Below are 21,157 nucleotides of genomic sequence, written 5' to 3' on the forward strand. Positions count from 1 at the left end.
TATTTTATGAACAGCGAAGAATTGCAATACCTCATCGCCCTAAAGCAAATTCCTAATGTAGGCGATGCTACTGCCAAAAAATTAATTCAACATTTTGGCTCTGCTAAAGCAGTTTTTTCAGCCAGCAATACCGACTTACTCGCCGTAAATGGTTTTGGTCAACATAAACTCAAACAATTTAAAGACCCAAGTTATTTAAAACTCGCAGAAGAAGAAGTCCGATTTATTGAAGAAGAGCAAATACAAGTAACTTACTTCAAAGACAAAAGTTATCCGCAAAACTTAAAGCACTGCATAGATGGCCCAGTTATTCTTTTTCAAAAAGGCAATATTGATCTTCAAAAGCAACATATAATTAGTATTGTAGGTACCCGACAAATCACAAGCAGTGGTGTAAACTTTTGTGAAAAACTTATTGAAACCTTAGCACCATTAAAACCTGTAATTATTTCAGGATTTGCCTATGGTGCAGATATTTGCGCCCATAAAAAAGCCTTAGATTTAAATTTACAAACCGTAGCCGTTTTGGCTCATGGACTAAATACACTTTATCCTAAAGCGCACAAAAAATTCGAAGCTAGCATACTAAAGAACGGCGGATTTATGACTGATTTTTGCAGTTATCAAAATTTTGATCGTAATAATTTTTTAGGTCGTAATCGTATTATTGCTGGCCTAAGTGAAGCAACAATAGTCATTGAAAGTGCCGAGAAAGGCGGCTCTCTAGTCACAGCTGATATAGCTAACTCCTATAATCGTGAAGTCTTTGCTGTTCCTGGCAGACCCACAGATAAGTTTAGTAAAGGCTGTAATAACCTCATTAAAAAACAACAAGCGCATGTCCTAACCGAACCCGCAGATGTTATTTACATGCTCAATTGGGATTTAGAAGAACAAAAACAAGTTCAACAAACTGAATTATTTGTCGAGCTTACAACTGAGGAAGAAATATGCATCAATACTTTAAAAGAACAACCTAAAATTGAACTTGATGAAATTTGCAGATTAACCAAACTCCCAAGTTATAAAATTGCACCAATTTTACTAAATTTGGAGCTAAAAGGTTTAGTAAGACCTTTACCAGGAAAATTATATGAAATCATAAATTATTAGTATGAAAATTTTATCAAAACTAGGCTTATTTAGCCTCGCTATTATTGCTTTAAGCTGTTCTAAAGAAACACCACAAGAAGTAGAAGAATTTAAAACTTTAATGGGTGAAACAATTGAAATTCATGACGAAGTTATGCCAAAAATGAGTAGCTTAAATCAAAACATCCAAAAGCTAGACACATTAAAAAGTATAGATTCACTGAAGCAGCAACAGGCGATTAAAGACTTAAAATCAGCTCACGACCAAATGATGTCTTGGATGAAGGATTTTAGCAACACATTTTCTAGAGCTGAAATAAATCAAGGCTTACAAACAGAAAATCTAGACAGCATAAAATTAAAATTAAACGACTTAAAAAACTTGAACAAAGAAGCTAGCGAGATGAAAAAAGCTATTTTAAATAGTTTGGAAGATGCCCAAATGCTCTTAAAAAATTAAGGTTTTAAAAAATATTTTATATAAAAAAGCGACTTAAAAGTCGCTTTTTTTTTTAAATCTTGAAGTTAACACCTACACCTAAAACTTCCCTTATTTGAAAGCCTTTAACTGCATTGTCATCATAAATAGCTTGAAAGGTAAAGTTAGTTGAAATGTATTTATTAATACTCATCACAATGTTCATTGTGTAATCTATATCAATATTTTGAGGGTCTTCAATATAATTAGAGTATAAGTTTAGGATATTTTCCATGGTAATATCCTCCATCAGAGTAAATTTTCCATAGGCGTTAACAGACGCACCAAATTCTGTTCTAATCCAATCATTTTCATCTATACCAAAAAAATCGCCATCCTGATAGCCAGGCGTCGTTGTAAATTTTTTATTAGCAGTAATAATTCTACCTGTAACTGGAGAAAAATTAACTTTTAAATTTTCGCTTTTTTTCCAAAGAAAACCTACACCTAACTGCGTATAGGCTGGTGATAAAAATTCAGTTTGTGTTGTTCTAAGTTCTTCGCCTGTATTTGGGTCTTCACTAAAACTGTATCCTTTGTCAAATTGAGTTCTAAAATTTAACAAAGCTGAAGCATACCATTTACTATCTTTAATTTGTCTGCCAACAACCGAATTAATTTCTAAACGGTCACTTGTTTTACGATAAAAATCTTGATCTTTTGTTTTATTAATACCGAAATCGCCTAAAAATTTGGTATCCCAAGTATAATTACCTTTCTTATAATTCAGATCATAATTTACAATGATGTTAGCCGAGTAATTTGAGGTACCACCACCTTGCCATTCGGCGTTAAACGCAGACTGATTAATAAGTAGCGAAAAGTTACCGCCAGTTGTCCAAGTAGAATCTTTTGCTGTTTGTGCTTGAGCACTAACCGAATAGCTAATTAAGCTAAGAACGATGAAGGATAATAAATTGAAGTTTTTTTTCATGGTTTAAAAATTTAGAACGCAAATGTATTAAATTTTTAAACTTTATTTCTTGATTGTTTATATAAAGGCACTGCTGAACAAGCTTCACCAAACATTATACTCTTAACCTCTGGTTGAAGTTTTTGCTGTAAAAGCAAATAAGCATTCTGAGGTACTGGTTTATTACTGCATCCCTTTATGATGATTGGTTTATTTTTGAACTCTGAAGCATCAAAACTTTGCAAGACTTCTGCGTATAGTATGCTTTCAAGTGTTTCAAGATTTCCGTAAATTATTTTTTTTGCAAACTGACTTAAGTGTGATGATATCAGCATATAAGCCCATGCAGGTACAATAGCGTCAGTCGAGCAATGAAGGGAAACATAAGCATCTTTATAAACTGACCAGTTATGAGACTTTAATTCGGCTCTAAATTCCTTTTCTCGAAGTATAAATCCTTCAACAAGCCAATTTTTAAGATCAATTTCAAAACGTGGACCGTCTTGATAAAAATCTTCAAGATTAATCGTTACTAACTTGCTATTGGCAACCCGATTAATAATTTCTTCAGCCATAATTTAAAGCATTCCTAATTCTAACTTTGCCTCTTCACTCATTAAGTCTTGTGACCAAGGCGGATCAAAAGTAAGCTCAATTTCTGAATCTTTAACTTGATCAAGTGATTTTACTTTTTCATTAACCTCTTGTGGTAATGATTCGGCAACTGGACAGTTAGGAGAAGTTAAAGTCATAAGTATTTTGACCTCATAATCTTCATTTACGAAGACATCGTAAATTAAACCGAGTTCGTAAATATCAACAGGTATTTCTGGGTCGTAAATTGTTTTTAAAACACGAACAATTTCTTCGCCTAATTTTTCGGTATCAATTGTTTGTTCAGACATAGTTTTTAAGAATTTTTAGATGAGTTTAAAGCAATCGCATACATTTTAATTTGTTTAATCATACTTACCAAACCGTTTGCTCTAGTTGGTGATAAGTGTTCTTTTAAACCTATTTCATCTATGAATTGAGTATCAGCTTGCATGATATCTTCAGGTTTTTGTCCTGAGAAAACACGAATTAGTATAGCGATAATACCTTTAGTAATCACAGCATCGCTATCAGCTGTAAACTCTATGTTTTCGTCATTTTTTTCGGCATGAACCCAAACTCGACTTTGACAACCTTTTATAATGTTATCTTCGGTTTTATATTTTTCGTCTATTAATGGCAGAGATTTACCAAGTTCAATCATATATTCGTAACGTTGCATCCAATCGTCGAACATACTAAATTCATCTATGATTTCGGCTTGTTTATCTTGAATAGAACTCATTCTTTTTAGTTTGTTTTTACGGCTTTAACTTCAACTTGACCTTTATTATTAAGCAATTCGAGACTTGTTTTAGTTTGCTTAAATGCTTTCACTTGAGAAGATGCTTCAAAAAAGCTATCTTCAATAGCTTGTGTATCTTGACAGTACATTTTTGAAGAAACGCCGTAGCCTAAGTCTAGTTGCTCTTCAGACTCTTCATAATTAAATCTGTAGTTATTACAACCTGAATAGCCTGATATGATTTTCTTTTCTGCTTCAATATTTAGTGTCAGATTATGTTTGCTTACGTCATTATTATCGATATAAATAATTTTATATTCTCCTGAAGACAAGCCTGTTGTTTTAATTTGTTGTGCTTTACATGCTACTAACATGAAAGCAATTAATAAACCTAGGAACTTTAGATATTTCATAATAACATGCTTTTAGCTTTTTTAACGCCTTCAATAAAACGATCTATTTCGGTTTTGGTATTATAAAATGAAAATGATGCACGGACTGTTCCAGGTATTTTATAAAAGTTCATGATTGGTTGTGCACAATGATGGCCTGTACGAACTGCGATGCCCATTTTATCAAGTAAAGTTCCCATGTCGTAAGGGTGAATACCTTCTATATTGAATGAAATTACCGCAGTTTTTTGTTCTGGCTTTGCGCCATAAATTCGAACATCTTCGATTGTACCAAGTTGTTTTGTAGCGTAATCTAACAGTTCATGCTCATAAGTTGCAATGGCATCAAAACCGATTGCATTCATATAATCGAGAGCTTCTCCAAAAGCTATTCCTCCTGCAATATTAGGTGTTCCGGCTTCAAATTTATGAGGTAGGCCTGCATAAGTAGTTTTTTCGAAAGTAACTTCAGCTATCATTTCGCCACCACCTTGGTATGGAGGCAATTCTTCTAAGAGCGCTTCTTTACCGTATAACATTCCCACACCGGTTGGACCACAAATTTTATGTGCAGAAACCGTATAGAAATCTATATCTAACTCTTGTACATCAGCTTTTAAATGCGGTGCTGCTTGGGCACCATCAACTAAAACCTTAGCACCAACTTCATGTGCTTTTGTTATAATATGTTTTATTGGGTTAATGCTTCCTAAAGCGTTTGAGACATGATTAACAAAAACTAATTTAGTCTTACTTGACAGCATGGCTTCAAATTGATCTATTTCTAGCATGCCGTCTTCATTCATAGGTATAACCTTCAAATTAGCACCTGTTTTTTCGCAAAGCATTTGCCAAGGTACAATATTAGAATGATGCTCCATTGCTGAAACCAAAACTTCATCTTCTTCAGTTATAGATTTCGCATAGCCATTTGCAACAAGATTAATACTGTGGGTTGTTCCTGAAGTTAAAATGATTTCGTGCGCATGTTTAGCATTAAAATGCTGCTGGACCTTTTGGCGTGCTTTTTCATAAGCATCGGTAGCTATTTGCGACAAACTATGCACACCTCGATGAATATTTGCATTGTAATTGCTATAATAATCTACAATACAATCTATAACCTGTTGTGGTGTTTGCGATGTTGCCGCATTATCGAAATATATGAGTGGTTGACCGTTAATCTTCCGGTTAAGTATCGGAAAATCAGCTCGAATTGCTTCAACATTAAATAACTGCTTAGAAGTCGTTTGCATGTGTTTTTGTTTTCTAAAATTCGCTCCCAAACAATTGTGATGTGCTAAAATTATAGGTCAAACCCTAGTTCAACACCTATTTTTAGAGCAATTTGTTTGGTAATTCTTTTTTTAATTTCTGGTATTTTTACACTGTCAAGTACATTGTTAGCAAAAGCAAACATAAGTAATGCACGTGCCTCTTTGTAAGGTATACCACGAGTTTGTAAATAATATAATGCCTCATTGTCAAGTTGACCAATGGTACAACCATGACTGCACTTTACATCATCTGCAAAAATTTCAAGTTGTGGTTTTGAATTGCAAGTTGAAGTATCATCAATTAAAATATTATTATTGCTTTGGTATGCGTCTGTCTTTTGTGCAATTTTATCTACATAAACTTTACCGTTAAAAACACCAACTGATTTATCAGAAAAAATTCCTTTGTAATCTTGATGACTTTCGCAATTAGGCTGTTGATGATGAACAAGTGTGTTATGATCTACATGTTGTTTATCCTCTAAAATAGTGACACCTTTTAAGATAGAGTTGATATTTTCACCATTTTGGTAAAAGTTTAAATTATTACGAGTTAATTTACCTCCTAATGAAAAGGTGTGAACAGAAGCAACGCTATCACGATCTTGCTTAACGTATGTACTATCAATTAATGAAGCCGAGGTTTTATCATTTTGAATTTTATAATAATCTACATTTGCATTTTTACCCACAAAAACTTCAGTTACTGAATTAGTTAAAACAGCATTATCAGTTAAGCTTTGATGACGTTCAATAATTTGAAGTTGCGAACCATCTTCAGCAATAATCAAATTACGAGGTTGAACCATTAGTGCAGTTTCACTTCCCGTAGAGAAATTAATAATCTGTACAGGTTTTTCTGCAGCTACATTTTTGGGAACACGAATGTATGCGCCTTCACGCGTGAAGGCCGTGTTTAGTGAAACCAAACTATCTTCTGGAGTGGCTTTGTTAAAATAAGTATCGATTATAGATTTATACTTTGCTTTATTTAATGCAGACGACATTAAACAAGCGTCGAATTTATCATGTGTTGTGCTTGATAAATGACTAGAATAAATACCATCTACAAATACAATAGTGTAAGTATCGATATCATGAATAAAATATTTTTTGACATCTTTGTAGTCTAAGGCAAATTCTTTTTTAGGAAAAATGCTATAATCTTCTTTTAAAACAGATTTTAAAGAAGTGTATTTCCAAGCCTCATCTTTTTTTGTAGGAAATCCTCTATTTTCAAAATATTTTATAGCGGAATCACGTTGAGTATGAATATCGTTTTCTAAGTCGATGTTTTCTTCAAAAGCTAAAAAAGATGATATGAGTTTATCTTTTAATGACATAATTGTACTTAATTTATTAAACCTTAGCTGTAGATTCTTCTTTTAACCAGTCGTAGCCGCGTTCTTCAAGCTCTTTTGCAAGCTCTTTATCACCGGTTTTTACAATTTTACCATCTAGTAATACATGAACAACATCTGGAACAATATAGTCAAGTAAACGTTGGTAATGTGTAATGACTAAAGTTGCATTTTCATTAGTTCTAAGCCTATTAACACCTTCAGAAACAATACGTAAAGCATCTATATCAAGACCTGAATCGGTTTCATCAAGAATTGCTAATTTTGGTTCAAGCATAGCCATTTGAAAAATCTCGTTACGCTTTTTCTCACCACCTGAAAAACCATCATTTAACGAACGCGATAAAAACTTACGATCCATCTCTAATAAAGCAGATTTTTCTCTAATTTTTTTCAACATTTCGTTAGCTGGCATATCTTCTTGCCCTCGTGACTTTCTAACTTGATTAATTGAAGTTTTAATGAAGTTTGTAACACTCACACCTGGAATTTCAACTGGGTACTGAAATGATAAGAATATACCTTTATGAGCACGCTCATCTGGAGACAGCTCAGAAATATTCGACTTTTCAAATAAAATATCTCCCTCAGTTACCTCAAAATCTTCATTGCCGGCGATTACCGAAGCTAATGTACTCTTACCAGAACCATTTGACCCCATAATAGCATGTACTTCACCTGGATTAATTTCAAGATTAATCCCTTTTAATATCTCTTCGCCTTCAACGCTGGCGTGTAAATTTTTTATCTTTAACATATTACTGCGTTTGTAGTTGTATTTGGTTTGATTTTGGAGCATTAACTTCAACTATATCTTTAATTTCAAGCCATTGCTGCCATGTATCTTTTGAATCTTTTTCAATAATTTCTCCTGTTAAAATCACTGGAAACATATCGTATTTGTCTGTTTTAAGCGCATTTGTCTTTTCAATTAACGCTTGTGCTTTACTATCTAGAACAACTCCATAAATAAAATCACTTCCCTTTAAAACAGCTGAACTATCAACATAAATAAATTCACCTTTAATTAAATCTTCAGCTTTGTATATTTTAGTTTTAGCTGAAGTTGAAGTATTTTCGGTCTTGCCTTTAGTTTTAGTTGAAGATTGACAAGCAACTAAACTTAAAAGAATAATTAATAGGCTTAAAACAGATTTCATATATCAATTATATTTAACCAACTGAACCTTCAAGTGAAATTTCAAGTAATTTTTGAGCTTCCACAGCAAATTCCATTGGTAATTTATTTAATACTTCTTTGCTAAATCCATTTACAATTAGAGCTATCGCTTTTTCAGTATCAATACCGCGTTGGTTACAATAAAATATTTGATCTTCGCCAATTTTACTTGTTGTAGCTTCGTGCTCTATTTGAGCTGTTTTGTTTTTAGCTTCTATATATGGAAAAGTATGAGCTCCACACTTATTACCCATTAATAAGGAATCACATTGTGAAAAATTACGGGCATTTTCAGCTCGTTTATTCACTTGTACAAGTCCGCGATATGAATTTTGAGATTGTCCCGCAGATATACCTTTTGAAATAATGGTACTTTTAGTGTTTTTGCCAAGATGCACCATCTTAGTTCCTGTATCGGCTTGTTGAAAATTATTGGTAACTGCAATAGAGTAAAATTCTCCTACTGAATTATCTCCTTTTAAAACACAGCTGGGATACTTCCAGGTTACTGCAGAGCCAGTTTCAACTTGTGTCCAACTTATTTTAGCATTTTTTTCGCAAAGACCTCTTTTGGTAACAAAATTAAATACACCACCTTTACCTTCTTTATTTCCTGGAAACCAGTTTTGAACTGTACTATATTTTATTTCAGCATTGTCTAAAGCTACTAATTCTACAACAGCTGCATGTAACTGATTTTCATCTCGCATTGGCGCTGTACAACCTTCAAGGTAACTCACATAACTTGATTCTTCAGCAATAACCAAAGTACGCTCAAACTGACCTGTACCTGCTTGATTGATTCTAAAATAAGTAGAAAGCTCCATCGGACATCTCACACCTTTTGGAATATAACAAAATGAACCATCGCTAAAAACAGCAGAATTTAAAGCTGCAAAAAAGTTATCTTTTGGTGGAACAACACTACCTATATATTTTTTAACAAGTTCTGGATGCTCAGAAATCGCTTCAGAGATGGAGCAAAAAATAATACCTTTTTCAGCTAAGTTTTTTTTGAAGGTGGTGGCAACTGAAACTGAATCCATGACAACATCTACTGCCACACCTGCTAATTTTTTTTGTTCATCGAGTGAAATTCCGAGCTTGTTGAAAGTATCTAACAATTCTGGATCAACTTCATCTAAACTTTCGTATTTAGGCTTCTTATTGGGTGCCGAATAATAAGAAATATTTTGGTAATCTGGCTTTTCATAACCTACATTTGCCCAATCAGGTTCAGTCATCGTCTTCCAGTGCCTATAGGCTTCTAAACGCCATTCAGTCATCCAGTCTGGTTCGTTTTTACGTTTAGATATAGCTATTACAATATCTTCATTTAAACCTGGCGGCAATGTATCAGATTCTATATCTGTATAAAAGCCATATTCATACTCTTTATCTTTTAACTCTTGTTCTAATTCATGTTCTGTGTACGCCATAATATAAGCTTTTAGAGTGAAAAACTTTCGCCACAACCGCATGTGCGTTGGGCATTAGGGTTGTTAAAAACAAACCCTTTACCATTTAAACCACCTGAATATTCTAAAGTGGTTCCGACAAGGTATAAAAAGCTACTTTTGTTCACGACAATTTTTACGCCGTTATCCTCAAATATTTTATCGGTATCTTGATTATTTTGGTCAAAATTAAGATCGTAAGATAAACCTGAACATCCGCCACTTTTCACACCAACTCTCACAAAGTGATCATCTGTATTATAGCCTTCTTCAGCCATAAGCGAGATGAGTTTTTGTTTTGCTGATTCACTTACTTTAATCATTTGTTTTTAGATTAATTCTAATTAATTTACAAATATACGTTTTGAAGAATTAATTGCAACATGCATTAACAATATTATTACTTATGTAAAAGTCTCAATATTTTAATTAATCTTCATCTTCAATAGCACTCCAACCTCTTGCTTTCATAGGGATTTTCGTGTTCATTCTAGAGATTAAATGAATACCATCAGAGGCATCACACATATGGCCAATTACGCTTAAATGAGGATTTGATTTAATCTTATCAAAATCATTTTGATTTATCGTGAATAGAAGCTCATAATCTTCGCCACCATTTAAAACAACGGTTGTACTATCTAATTTAAATTCTTCGCAAGTAGAAATAACTTTTGGGTCTAACGGCAACTTATCTTCAAATAAATTAGCACCAACTTTAGAGTTTTTACACAAATGCATAATTTCTGACGAAAGCCCATCACTAATATCAATCATTGCTGTTGGCTGAACATCTAAAGCTGCTAGTAGCTCTACAATATCTTTACGTGCTTCAGGCTTTAACTGTCGTTGTACAAGGTAAGTGTACTCGCTTAAATCTGGCTGAGCATTTGGGTTAACTTTAAAGACTTCTTTTTCTCTTTCTAAAATTTTTAAACCTAAAAAAGCACCACCTAAATCTCCTGAGACCACTAATAAATCATTTGGTTTTGCACCATTTCTATAGGTAATGTTTTCTTTTGAAGATTCACCGATAGCTGTAATACTAATTTGCAAACCTTTCACAGATGAAGTTGTGTCACCACCTACAACATCAACATTATAAACCTCACAAGCTGTAGAGATACCAGCATATAATTCTTCTAAAGCTTCAACTGTAAATCGATTTGAGCATGCAATTGAAACTGTAATTTGTTTTGCTTGCGCATTCATTGCATATACATCAGACAAGTTAACCATTACAGCTTTATAACCTAAGTGTTTTAATGGCATGTAAGCCAAATCAAAATGGACTCCTTCAACTAATAAATCGGTGGTAACAACTATTTCATTTTCATGTTTTAAAACAGCTGCATCATCACCAATACTTTTTAAAGTACTTGCTTTATGCTTGATTTTAAAGTGTTGTGTTAGATGATCTATTAAACCAAACTCGCCTAGTTCAGACAGTTTTGTTTTACTATTATTGGTATTCTCAAACATGAATTAATTTTTTGCAAAGGTAGCAAACTTAAATTTGGAATTTAAATTGATTAAACTTCTTGTTTTAAGAAAAAAGCTTCAAGTTGTATCCTAGCTAAAACCTGACAGCTTGGTTTAAGTTTTAGTTGAAGTAACTAGTTTGCAAAGGGTTTCAGAAGCAAAAAAACCGCTTCAAAATAGAAACGGTTTTTAGAATATGTAAATCGTAAATTATTTATTCATCGTCATCGTCATCATCTTCTTGATTGACGGATTGTTTCAACTCGAAATCTTCCATAAATTTTGTGGTGTAATTTCCTGAAACATAATCCTCATTTTTCATTAATTGCTTATGAAACGGAATAGTTGTTTTAACACCTTCAACAACAAATTCACTTAAGGCACGACGCATTTTACTGATGGCTTCTTCTCGCGATTGAGCAGTTACAATAAGTTTAGCAATCATTGAATCATAATTCGGTGGAATTATATAACCGCTATAAACATGTGTATCAACGCGAACACCATGACCACCTGGAATGTGTAAAGTTGTTATTTTCCCTGGTGATGGCCTAAAGTTATTAAAAGGATCTTCAGCATTAATTCGGCATTCTATGGAATGTAACTTTGGATAATAATTTTTACCTGAAATTGGTATGCCAGCTGCAACTAAAATTTGTTCTTTAATTAAGTCATGGTCCACAACTTCATCTGTAATTGGATGCTCAACTTGAATTCTTGTATTCATTTCCATGAAGTAGAAATTACGATGTTTATCTACAAGAAACTCAATAGTTCCAGCGCCTTCATACTTGATATATTCTGCAGCTTTTACAGCAGCATTACCCATTTTTTCACGAAGTTCATCGGTCATAAATGGCGATGGTGTTTCTTCGGTTAATTTTTGATGGCGGCGCTGTACTGAGCAATCGCGTTCTGATAAATGGCAAGCCTTGCCGGTTTGGTCTCCCACAATCTGGATTTCGATATGGCGAGGCTCTTCAATCAGCTTTTCCATATACATATCGTCATTACCAAAGCCAATTTTAGCCTCTTGACGTGCTGATTCCCATGCATGCTCTAAATCTTCTTCTTTCCAAACAGCACGCATACCTTTACCACCACCACCAGCAGTTGCTTTAAGCATTACAGGATAACCTACTTTTTTTGCTGTTTTTTTACACTCTTGGAAATCTTTAATAATTCCATCTGAGCCAGGAACACAAGGAACACCTGCAGCTTTCATGGTTGCCTTTGCTGTGGCTTTATCTCCCATTTTACTAATCATTTCAGCAGAAGCACCTATAAACTTGATATCATGTTCGGCACAAATTTTTGAAAAATTAGCATTTTCTGATAAAAAACCATAACCTGGATGTATGGCATCTGCATTTGTAATTTCAGCAGCTGAAATAATACTAGGTATTTTTAAATAAGAATCGCTTGAGGCAGCTGGACCAATGCAAACTGCTTCGTCTGCGAAACGAACGTGAAGGCTTTCTTTGTCTGCAGTAGAATATACTGCAACTGTTTTAATGCCCATTTCTTTACATGTTCTGATTACACGTAAGGCTATTTCGCCACGGTTGGCGATAAGAATTTTCTTAAACATAGGCGTAATTTTGTTTATGGGGAAAGTGGATTTATGACGGATCTACCAAAAATAATGGTTGATCAAACTCGACTGGTGATGAATCATCAACCAGGACCTTCACAATTTTACCTGAAATTTCACTTTCAATTTCATTAAAAAGCTTCATTGCTTCAATTGTACAAAGTACATCTCCTTCATTAACAGAATCACCAACTTCGACAAAGGCAGGTTTATCTGGCGAAGGTTTTCTATAAAATGTGCCAATAATTGGTGATTTTACAGTGACATATTTGTCATTTTCTTTCGTTTCATTGTTTGCAGATTCTGATGTTGCTTCAGTTTGTTGAGCTGCAGGCTGCACAGGCTGTTGTTGCTGAGGCATAACTTGTTGCTGAGGCATTCCCATAGGAACTTGCTGTATAACAGCACGTTCTCCTGAATCTTCAGAGCCAGTTTTAATGGTGATTTTAACGTCGTCCATTTCTAACTTTACCTCGCTAGCGCCTGATTTAGCAACAAACTTAATAAGATTCTGAATTTGTTTAATATCCATAATTTAAGGTATTTTAGGCTTAAGCATTATATGCCCATTTTAAATAAATAGATCCCCAAGAGAATCCACCACCAAATGCTGCAAAAATAATGTTATCGCCTTTTTTTAATTGTTTTTCGTAATCGCTTAATAATAATGGTAGCGTTGCAGAAGTTGTATTTCCATAACGCTGAATATTCATGAGTACTTTATCTTGGTCTAGATTCATTCGTTTGGATGTTGCATCTATAATTCGCTTATTAGCTTGGTGAGCAACTAGCCAGTTAACATCTTGTGCTGTAAGGTTATTTTTTAACATTATTTTTTCGCTTACATCTGCCATATTAGACACAGCAAATTTAAAGACGGTTTTCCCATCTTGAAAAACATAATGTTGTTTATTTTTCACGGTTTCTTCACTTGCAGGCAATTGTGATCCTCCAGCATCTATTTTTAAAAATTCGCGGCCTATGCCATCGGTTCTTAAAATTTCGTCTTGTAAACCCAAGCCTTCAGTATTTGGCTCAAACAAAACAGCGCCTGCTCCGTCTCCAAAAATAATACAAGTTGCTCTGTCTGTATAGTCTATAATTGAAGACATTTTATCAGCACCGACAAGAAGTACTTTTTTGTAGCGACCAGATTCTATGTAGCTTGATGCTGTTGACATACCAAATAAAAAGCTTGAACATGCTGCTTGCAGATCATATGAAAAGGCGTTTTTTGCGCCAATCTGAGTCGCTAAATAAGCAGCAGATGAAGCTACTGGCATATCTGGCGTTGCAGTTGCAAAAAGTACAAGATCGATTTCTAAAGGATCTAAGCCTGTTTTTTCAATTAGATTTTCTACAGCCTTTATGCCTAGGTAAGAAGAGCCTTTGCCTTCTTCTTTTAATATTCTTCTTTCTTTAATTCCAGTTCGTGTGGTTATCCAATCATCATTGGTATCTACCATTTCTTCAAGCATTTGATTGGTTAATTTATGCTCTGGAACAAAAGAACCTACAGCTGTAATTGCTGCTTTAATTTGACTCATATAAAGATTATTTTATTGCAAAATTAAGTAGACCTAAATTTCACAAACTAAAAAACACTGCAAAGTAAAATGTTTTTTGTTGTTACACAAAAAACTAGCTAAACAATTATTTAACATTGACTTAATACTATTCAAATTAATACTAAAGAAAATGTTGTTCTATTCATTAAAAAATAAAAAAGCCGATGAGATACAACATCGGCTTTTGAATTGAAATTATAAATCAAATTTTATGCCTTGTGCAAGCGGCAACTCAGTTGTATAATTAATTGTATTAGTTTGGCGTCTCATATAAACTTTCCAAGCATCTGAGCCAGATTCTCTACCGCCACCTGTTTCTTTTTCACCACCAAATGCACCTCCAATTTCAGCACCTGATGTTCCAATGTTTACATTGGCAATACCACAATCTGAGCCTTCAGCTGATAAGAATTTTTCTGCTTCTCTAAGGTTATTAGTCATAATCGCTGAGGACAATCCTTGCACCACACCATTTTGTAGTTCTAATGCATTTTCAACATCACCAGAATATTTCATAATATACAATACTGGTGCAAAAGTTTCGTGCTGAACAATTTCAAAATGATTTTCTGCCTCGGCTATGGCTGGTTTAACATAGCATCCACTTTCGTAACCTTCACCTTCTAAAACACCACCTTCTACTAAAATCTTACCGCCTTCAGCTTCAACTTTTTCTAAAGCATGCTGATAATTTTTTACAGCATCTTGATCAATCAATGGTCCAACATGATTATTTTCATCTAATGGATTTCCAATTTTTATTTGCTTATAGGCGTCTACAATTGCATTTTTTACTTTATCGTAAATTGAATCGTGTATAATTAAACGTCTAGTTGAAGTACAACGTTGACCACAAGTCCCTACAGCTCCAAAAACGGCACCAATTACAGTATTTTTGATATCTGCATCTGGTGTTACAATAATGGCATTATTTCCACCTAATTCTAATAAAGATTTACCTAAGCGTTTAGCTACAGCTTGAGCAACAATTTTACCCATTCTAATTGAGCCAGTTGCTGAAACTAAAGGAATTCGTTTATCGTTCGTCATTAATTCACCAACCTTATAATCACCAGTAATTAACGATGAAACACCAGCTGGCACATTGTTTTTCTCAAATACTCGAGCAGCGATTTTTTGACATGCTACCGATGTAAGTGGTGTTTTTTCTGAACCTTTCCAAACACAAGCATCTCCACAAACCCAAGCTAAAGCTGTATTCCAAGACCAAACAGCTACTGGAAAATTAAAGGCTGAAATAATACCGACTACGCCTAAAGGATGCCACTGCTCATACATGCGGTGTCCTGGACGTTCCGAATGCATTGTTAAACCATGAAGCTGTCTTGATAAACCTACTGCAAAGTCACAGATATCAATCATTTCTTGAACTTCTCCTAAACCTTCTTGATAAGATTTACCCATTTCATAAGATACAAGTTTCCCTAGTGGTTCTTTTAAGCGTCTGAGTTCATCATTAAATTGGCGAACCACTTCACCACGTGCTGGAGCCGTCCATTTTCGCCATTCTAAAAAGCCTTTATGGGCTGTTTCAATTGTTTTTTGGTAGTCTGCTTCTGTAGTTGCTTGAACTTTTCCAATTAAAGCACCATCAACTGGCGAGTAAGATTCGATTGTTTCGCCATTAGCAAAAAAATCTGTTCCTACCGATGTCCCTTTATTTTCATGTTCTAAACCTAATTCTTGAAGTGCTTTATCAATTCCGAAGTTTTTAGCAATTTCACTCATATTATTTTCAAATTTTAATCGATTATTAAATAATTTAATGCGAAAGTAACAATTTTTAGGCGCTTTTAAATTGAAATCAACTGAAATCATTTAAAGCATCACATCAAAAAAAAACCACAAACTCTAAGCTTGTGGTTTGGTTAAACATCTATGTAGTGCAGCGGTGCACTTTTCTGAAATTTTAAGATTCTATAACTCTTGTAACACGTTGCGATATACGTGTAATAATTTCATAAGGAATACTTTGGTGAAACTTATCAAACTTTAAAGCAGAATGTTCTTTTCCGAAAATGGTTACGTGGTCGCCTTCTTTACAATCTATATCTGTAACATCAACCATCATTGTGTCCATACAAACATTACCTATAATTGGTGCTGTTTTACCGTTAATTAGCACCTCAGCTTTTAAATTACCAAATTGTCGTGCTATGCCATCTACATACCCTAAAGGTAAAGTAGCTACTTTTGTTTTGCGTGAAGCTTTAAATGAACGCTCGTAGCCGACACTATCACCAACCTGAATGCTTCTTAATTGAGTAATCACTGTTTTTAAGCTTGATATAGGCTTTAGCTGCTCATCTTCTTTTGAGTTGTTACCGTAACCATACAAGGCAATTCCAGCACGAACCATATCATACTCTGCTTCTGGATAATTAAAAATAGCACTTGAGTTACACAAATGCGCTATTAATTTTTGGTCGAATTTAGATTGAAAAAAACGCTTAGCAAATTCGAATTTTTCAATTTGTGATTGGGTAAATTTAACTTCATTCGCATTTCCTGAGGCTGCTAGGTGTGAAAACAAACCTACTAGTTTAATACATTTAGACTGGTTAATTTCATTATAAATTGGTTCGAGTTCATTTAAGTCAAAACCCAATCTGTTTAAACCCGTATTTATTTTAATATGTATTTGAAAGTCTTCAATAGCTTCTTTTCTTAAAGTTGCATTTAATTTTTTAAGATATCTAAAGTTATAGATGCTAGGTGTTAAATTGTAGGTAAGTAATTGTTTTAATTCTTCTACTTGCGGGTAAAATACTAAAATCGGTATGGTTATGCCCGATTGACGCAGCCGGACTCCTTCTTCAATATAAGCAACCGCTAAATAATCAACGCCTAAATCAACTAATTTTTGAGCTACAACAACAGAATCTGTACCATAAGCGAAAGCTTTTACAACACCCATTATTTTAGTCTCTGACTTAAGCTTTTCTTTTATAACAGCATAATTATAAGCTAAATCGTTTAGGTTAATAACAAGTCTGGTTTCTTTAATTGGCATTAGCGTGATGAATCTTTTGTGATTTCCTCAGAATTATTCACTTCAATAGTTTTTAGCTTTTCTTTATTCATGGCTTTATAAAAAGCGGCACGACTCAGTGGTTCATAAGCTTCGGTTTCACCAAGTAAAACAATATCATTTTGACTTGTTTTTCTGAAGCTGTATTGGGCTAAATTTCCTGTTCGTGTACATACTGCATGAACTTTGGTTACATATTCAGCAGTAGCCATTAAATTTGGCATAGGTCCAAAAGGATTGCCTTTAAAATCCATATCTAAGCCAGCTACAACAACACGAATACCTTTGTTAGCAAGGTCGTTACAAACGCTTACAATTTCATCGTCAAAGAATTGAGCTTCATCTATACCAACTACTTGGCAATCATCTGCTAGAAGTCTAATATTAGCAGCTGCAGGCACTGGCGTAGAGCGAATTTCATTGTCATCATGAGAGACAACGTTTTCATCATCATAACGCGTATCTATCTGTGGCTTGAAGATTTCAACTCTTTGTTTGGCAAATTGGGCTCGTTTTAAACGGCGAATTAGCTCTTCGGTTTTACCCGAAAACATACTGCCACAAATAACTTCTATCCAACCAAATTGCTCTTCTGGATTTACTGTATTTTCAAGAAACATTTTGTAATTTAGGCGTTTAAATTAAAGTTGAAATTAATCACTATTAATTGCTAAAATTAGTAAAAATTTAAGCGCCATAACAAGGCCAAACGCTAAAAGTTATGAAGAAAGTTTTAGAAGACGAGTTAATAAGTCTAGCACACAGAATTTTAAAGTTAAAAAGTCGGGCTGATATTCATCAATTAAAAAAAGAAGCTGGCATTTTATATGAAAAACTCTCTGTTTTGTCATTTGCTGAACAACATTTTGGCGGTATAAGACCAACGATAGGAAAAAAAGAGTTTACTGAAGCTTACTTTAAACAATATGAAGATTTTGATGATGATGGTGATCAAAAATATCCTGATGGCACCGAATATAATGAAGATGCCATCTCTGAACCTAATACAGAAAAGATAAAAGATATTGTCTCTCAAATGCCTCCAGAAGCCGAGCAGGTAGATTACTTAATGGCGCAATTTCAAAAACTTACGAGTGAAGATTTAGGGCAAACTACACCTAAACAATCAAGCGACTCAACTGAAACTAACATTGATCCTGAGGTAAACCAAACTGAAGCCAACAAAAATCATAATAACACAAAACCTGACCCAGAAAATAAGAGCGATACAACGTCTAAAGAAAACTTAAGCCAACAACCAACTGAAGATATTAAAGATTCATCAAACAAAGCCTCGTCGTTAGAAGAAGATTTCGGCGTTCACTTTGATGATTTGCCTGACTTTGAACCCAAGCAAGCTGAAGATTTAAACCAAAAAAAACCAACTGAAACTACCGATTCAAGTCAACAGAAAAACACTAAAAACTCAACCGATAATTCTACAAACGAAGTAACTTCGGAAACTTCAACTAAGAACGATTTACCAACCGAGCAAGACAAAAAAGAACGTAATGTTGAAGAAAAACCGTCAACACCTAAGCGTACCTTAGATTTATTTCAACAAGAAAAAAAATCACTAAACGATCAACTCAAAAAAGGTATAAAAATAGGCCTTAATGATCGTCTTGCACTTACCAAACAACTATTTGAGGGAAAAGTTGAAGACTATAATCGTGTACTTTCTCAGTTAGATTCTTTTAATCAATTTGATGAAGCTAAATCATTTATAGAACTTACAATAAAACCAGAATATCCTAGCTTTGAACAAAAGCCAGAAGTTTACGAACGCTTTTTAACTATTATAGAACGTAAATTTGATGCCTAAGTTATTTATTGTTCCAACACCGATTGGCAACCTGAAAGACATGACGTTTCGTGCTGTTGAAGTTTTAAAGTCTGTCGATTTTATTTTAGCTGAAGATACGCGCGTTACTGGTAAATTGTTAAAACATTATGCTATTGAAACGCCAATGTTAAGTTATCACCAACATAATGAGCATCAAAAAACAGAGCAAATCATCATGCGAATTAAGCAAGGTGAACAATTTGCATTGGTTACAGATGCTGGTACACCTGCAATTTCAGACCCTGGATTTTTAATGAGTCGCGCTTGTGTTGAGCATAAAATTTCTGTTGATTGCCTGCCAGGTGCTACAGCTTTTGTTCCTGCATTAGTTAATAGCGGTTTACCTAATGATAAATTTGTATTTGAAGGCTTTTTGCCAGCTAAAAAGGGACGACAAAAACGATTAAACATTCTTGCTGAAGAACAGCGGACAATTATTTTGTATGAATCTCCTTACAAAATTTTAAAAACTTTAGAACATCTAGCCAAATATTTAGGAGAAAATAGACAGGCCTCGATATCACGTGAGTTAACGAAGCTGTATGAGGAAACTTTAAATGGCAGTTTATTAGAATTAATTAAACATTTTAAAACTCAAACACCAAAAGGTGAATTTGTAATTATTGTTTCTGGTAAATCATAAAAAAACACCGCTTTCTAAAAGCAGTGTTTAATTATTTAAAACTATTTATCTTTTAATCTATTTCAGAAACACGAAGTGTATTTACCATACCTTTTGCTTCAATAGGCATTGAAGCCAAGTTAATTGTAAAGTCGCCTTTTTCAACATATTTTTTCTCTTTGGCAATTGTATTTACATCTTCAATGGTTTGATCAGTACTTTCAAATTTATCATAAAACTGAGCATTAACACCCCAAAGTAAACTTAGTTGAGTTAATATTCTCTTATTAGAGGTGAATGCTAGGATATGGGATTGTGGTCGCCATGCTGAGATTTGAAAAGCCGTATAACCACTATTGGTTAATGTGCAAATGGCACTTGCATTAATTTCATTTGCCATAACAGCAGCATGATAACATACCGATTTTGTAATGTAGCGTTTTGTTTTAATATGAGGAGCTTCATGAGGTACACGAATAAGCGGTGAATTCTCGACACTTTTAACAATTTGAGCCATTTTTTGAATTACCTGTACTGGATATTTACCAACAGAGGTTTCACCACTTAGCATTACGGCGTCTGCGCCATCCATGACTGAATTAGCAACATCGTTAACTTCGGCACGTGTTGGTGTTAGGCTAGTAATCATGGTTTCCATCATTTGCGTAGCGATAATAACCGGAATTCTAGCTTGTTTTGCTTTAAGTACGAGTTGCTTTTGTATAAGCGGTACTTCATGCGCTGGAACCTCTACACCAAGATCGCCACGTGCGACCATTAAGCCATCACAATAAGCAATAATTTTATCGATATTTTTAACGCCTTCTGGTTTCTCTATTTTTGAAATAATAGGAATTTTATGTTCGCTATGTTCTGCAATTAATTTTTGTAAAATTTTAAGGTCGCTAGCATAGCGTACAAATGAAAGCGCAATCCAATCAACTTCTAATTCGCAAGCAAAAATGGCGTCTTTAACATCTTTTTCGGTTAAGGCTGGCAATGAAATTTTTGTATTAGGTAAGTTAACACCTTTTCTAGAGCGTAAAGGTCCGCCTTGAACAACTTCGGTTAAAACTTCATCTTTTTTATTGGTTTTAACAACTTCAAAAATCAATTTACCATCATCAAGTAAAATTCGCTCACCAGGCTTAACATCTTGTGGGAAAGTTTCGTAATTCATATAAACACGATCTTTTGTCCCTTCAAATTCTTCACCTGTTGCGAAAGTAATGCGATCACCTTTTTCAACAACTACTTCATCTTTCATTTTACCGACACGAAGTTTAGGGCCTTGTAAGTCTCCTAATATACCGACATTAAAGCCATGTTCTTTATTAAGGTCTCTAATCATTTTTACACGTTCACGTACATCACTGTAGTCAGCATGAGAGAAATTAATTCTAAAAATATTTACGCCTTCTTCCATCATTGCCTTTAAAATATCTTTTTGGCTAGTTGCTGGACCTAAGGTTGAAACTATCTTTGTTTTTTTAGTTGTTTTCAT

23 protein-coding genes are annotated in these 21,157 nt (G+C 34.1%); 4 read left to right on the plus strand and 19 right to left on the minus strand.

Annotation, left to right across the window (positions count from 1 at the left end; genetic code table 11):
• The first annotated feature begins 6 nt into the window (after positions 1–6).
• Positions 7–1,113 carry a DNA-processing protein DprA gene (gene dprA, locus IMZ30_RS04440; RefSeq protein WP_207039331.1) on the plus strand — a complete coding sequence of 369 codons (1,107 nt, stop codon included), beginning with the start codon at positions 7–9 and terminating at the stop codon, positions 1,111–1,113.
• 1 nt (position 1,114) lies between these two features.
• Positions 1,115–1,552: a hypothetical protein gene (locus tag IMZ30_RS04445; protein ID WP_207039332.1), complete on the plus strand. Its 438-nt coding sequence runs from the start codon at positions 1,115–1,117 to the stop codon at positions 1,550–1,552.
• Positions 1,553–1,604: 52 nt separating this feature from the next.
• On the opposite strand, the gene IMZ30_RS04450 is transcribed toward IMZ30_RS04445, so the two are convergent.
• From IMZ30_RS04450 to IMZ30_RS04535, 18 genes are all read right to left on the minus strand, one after another.
• On the minus strand, positions 1,605–2,504 hold the full coding sequence (locus IMZ30_RS04450; protein ID WP_207039333.1) for a DUF3078 domain-containing protein: 900 nt from the start codon (positions 2,502–2,504) through the stop codon (positions 1,605–1,607).
• Positions 2,505–2,539: 35 nt separating this feature from the next.
• Positions 2,540–3,058, minus strand: a complete 519-nt coding sequence (locus IMZ30_RS04455) for a DUF2480 family protein (protein ID WP_207039334.1) — start codon at positions 3,056–3,058, stop codon at positions 2,540–2,542.
• 3 nt (positions 3,059–3,061) lie between these two features.
• Positions 3,062–3,388 carry a DUF59 domain-containing protein gene (locus IMZ30_RS04460; protein ID WP_073192879.1) on the minus strand — a complete coding sequence of 109 codons (327 nt, stop codon included), beginning with the start codon at positions 3,386–3,388 and terminating at the stop codon, positions 3,062–3,064.
• A 5-nt stretch (positions 3,389–3,393) separates the two neighbouring features.
• On the minus strand, positions 3,394–3,822 hold the full coding sequence (locus tag IMZ30_RS04465; RefSeq protein WP_207039335.1) for a SufE family protein: 429 nt from the start codon (positions 3,820–3,822) through the stop codon (positions 3,394–3,396).
• Between the two features lie 5 nt (positions 3,823–3,827).
• Positions 3,828–4,235, minus strand: coding sequence for an META domain-containing protein (locus IMZ30_RS04470; RefSeq protein ID WP_207039336.1), 408 nt, complete (start codon positions 4,233–4,235; stop codon positions 3,828–3,830).
• Complete coding sequence (locus tag IMZ30_RS04475) at positions 4,232–5,470, minus strand: aminotransferase class V-fold PLP-dependent enzyme (RefSeq protein WP_207039337.1); 1,239 nt, start codon at positions 5,468–5,470, stop codon at positions 4,232–4,234. The genes IMZ30_RS04470 and IMZ30_RS04475 overlap by 4 nt, the downstream gene beginning before the upstream one ends.
• Before the next feature lie 50 nt (positions 5,471–5,520).
• Entirely contained in the window at positions 5,521–6,834 is a 1,314-nt protein-coding gene (sufD, locus tag IMZ30_RS04480; RefSeq protein WP_207039338.1) for a Fe-S cluster assembly protein SufD, read from the minus strand.
• A gap of 16 nt (positions 6,835–6,850) precedes the next feature.
• Positions 6,851–7,609 carry a Fe-S cluster assembly ATPase SufC gene (sufC, locus tag IMZ30_RS04485; RefSeq protein ID WP_207039339.1) on the minus strand — a complete coding sequence of 253 codons (759 nt, stop codon included), beginning with the start codon at positions 7,607–7,609 and terminating at the stop codon, positions 6,851–6,853.
• A 1-nt stretch (position 7,610) separates the two neighbouring features.
• Positions 7,611–8,012 carry a hypothetical protein gene (locus IMZ30_RS04490; protein ID WP_207039340.1) on the minus strand — a complete coding sequence of 134 codons (402 nt, stop codon included), beginning with the start codon at positions 8,010–8,012 and terminating at the stop codon, positions 7,611–7,613.
• 13 nt (positions 8,013–8,025) lie between these two features.
• Positions 8,026–9,471 carry a Fe-S cluster assembly protein SufB gene (gene sufB, locus IMZ30_RS04495; RefSeq protein WP_207039341.1) on the minus strand — a complete coding sequence of 482 codons (1,446 nt, stop codon included), beginning with the start codon at positions 9,469–9,471 and terminating at the stop codon, positions 8,026–8,028.
• An 11-nt stretch (positions 9,472–9,482) separates the two neighbouring features.
• Positions 9,483–9,812: a HesB/IscA family protein gene (locus IMZ30_RS04500; protein WP_207039342.1), complete on the minus strand. Its 330-nt coding sequence runs from the start codon at positions 9,810–9,812 to the stop codon at positions 9,483–9,485.
• A 106-nt stretch (positions 9,813–9,918) separates the two neighbouring features.
• Positions 9,919–10,971: a thiamine-phosphate kinase gene (gene thiL, locus IMZ30_RS04505; protein WP_207039343.1), complete on the minus strand. Its 1,053-nt coding sequence runs from the start codon at positions 10,969–10,971 to the stop codon at positions 9,919–9,921.
• A 214-nt stretch (positions 10,972–11,185) separates the two neighbouring features.
• Positions 11,186–12,562 (minus strand): acetyl-CoA carboxylase biotin carboxylase subunit, encoded by a 1,377-nt coding sequence (gene accC / locus IMZ30_RS04510; protein ID WP_207039344.1) that lies wholly within the window; start codon positions 12,560–12,562, stop codon positions 11,186–11,188.
• Positions 12,563–12,593: 31 nt separating this feature from the next.
• A complete protein-coding gene (gene accB / locus IMZ30_RS04515) occupies positions 12,594–13,097 on the minus strand; it encodes an acetyl-CoA carboxylase biotin carboxyl carrier protein (RefSeq protein WP_207039345.1) in 504 nt (167 codons plus the stop codon).
• 19 nt (positions 13,098–13,116) lie between these two features.
• Positions 13,117–14,112 carry a beta-ketoacyl-ACP synthase III gene (locus IMZ30_RS04520; protein ID WP_207039346.1) on the minus strand — a complete coding sequence of 332 codons (996 nt, stop codon included), beginning with the start codon at positions 14,110–14,112 and terminating at the stop codon, positions 13,117–13,119.
• 216 nt (positions 14,113–14,328) lie between these two features.
• Positions 14,329–15,882, minus strand: a complete 1,554-nt coding sequence (locus IMZ30_RS04525; RefSeq protein ID WP_207039347.1) for an aldehyde dehydrogenase family protein — start codon at positions 15,880–15,882, stop codon at positions 14,329–14,331.
• Positions 15,883–16,063: 181 nt separating this feature from the next.
• Complete coding sequence (gene alr, locus IMZ30_RS04530) at positions 16,064–17,167, minus strand: alanine racemase (RefSeq protein WP_207039348.1); 1,104 nt, start codon at positions 17,165–17,167, stop codon at positions 16,064–16,066.
• Positions 17,167–17,805 carry a thymidine kinase gene (locus IMZ30_RS04535; RefSeq protein WP_207039349.1) on the minus strand — a complete coding sequence of 213 codons (639 nt, stop codon included), beginning with the start codon at positions 17,803–17,805 and terminating at the stop codon, positions 17,167–17,169. Before IMZ30_RS04535 ends, alr begins: the two co-directional genes overlap by 1 nt.
• Positions 17,806–17,906: 101 nt before the next feature.
• On the opposite strand from IMZ30_RS04535, the gene IMZ30_RS04540 reads away from it, so the two are divergent.
• Together IMZ30_RS04540 and rsmI are read left to right on the plus strand one after the other, a co-directional pair.
• A complete protein-coding gene (locus IMZ30_RS04540) occupies positions 17,907–19,010 on the plus strand; it encodes a hypothetical protein (RefSeq protein WP_207039350.1) in 1,104 nt (367 codons plus the stop codon).
• Entirely contained in the window at positions 19,003–19,674 is a 672-nt protein-coding gene (gene rsmI / locus IMZ30_RS04545) for a 16S rRNA (cytidine(1402)-2'-O)-methyltransferase (protein ID WP_207039351.1), read from the plus strand. Before IMZ30_RS04540 ends, rsmI begins: the two co-directional genes overlap by 8 nt.
• 52 nt (positions 19,675–19,726) lie before the next feature.
• Here the strand turns inward: rsmI and pyk are convergent, their stop codons facing one another.
• On the minus strand, positions 19,727–21,157 hold the full coding sequence (pyk, locus tag IMZ30_RS04550) for a pyruvate kinase (protein ID WP_207039352.1): 1,431 nt from the start codon (positions 21,155–21,157) through the stop codon (positions 19,727–19,729).

Source organism: Psychroflexus sp. ALD_RP9, from assembly GCF_017311165.1.
Taxonomy (GTDB): domain Bacteria; phylum Bacteroidota; class Bacteroidia; order Flavobacteriales; family Flavobacteriaceae; genus Psychroflexus.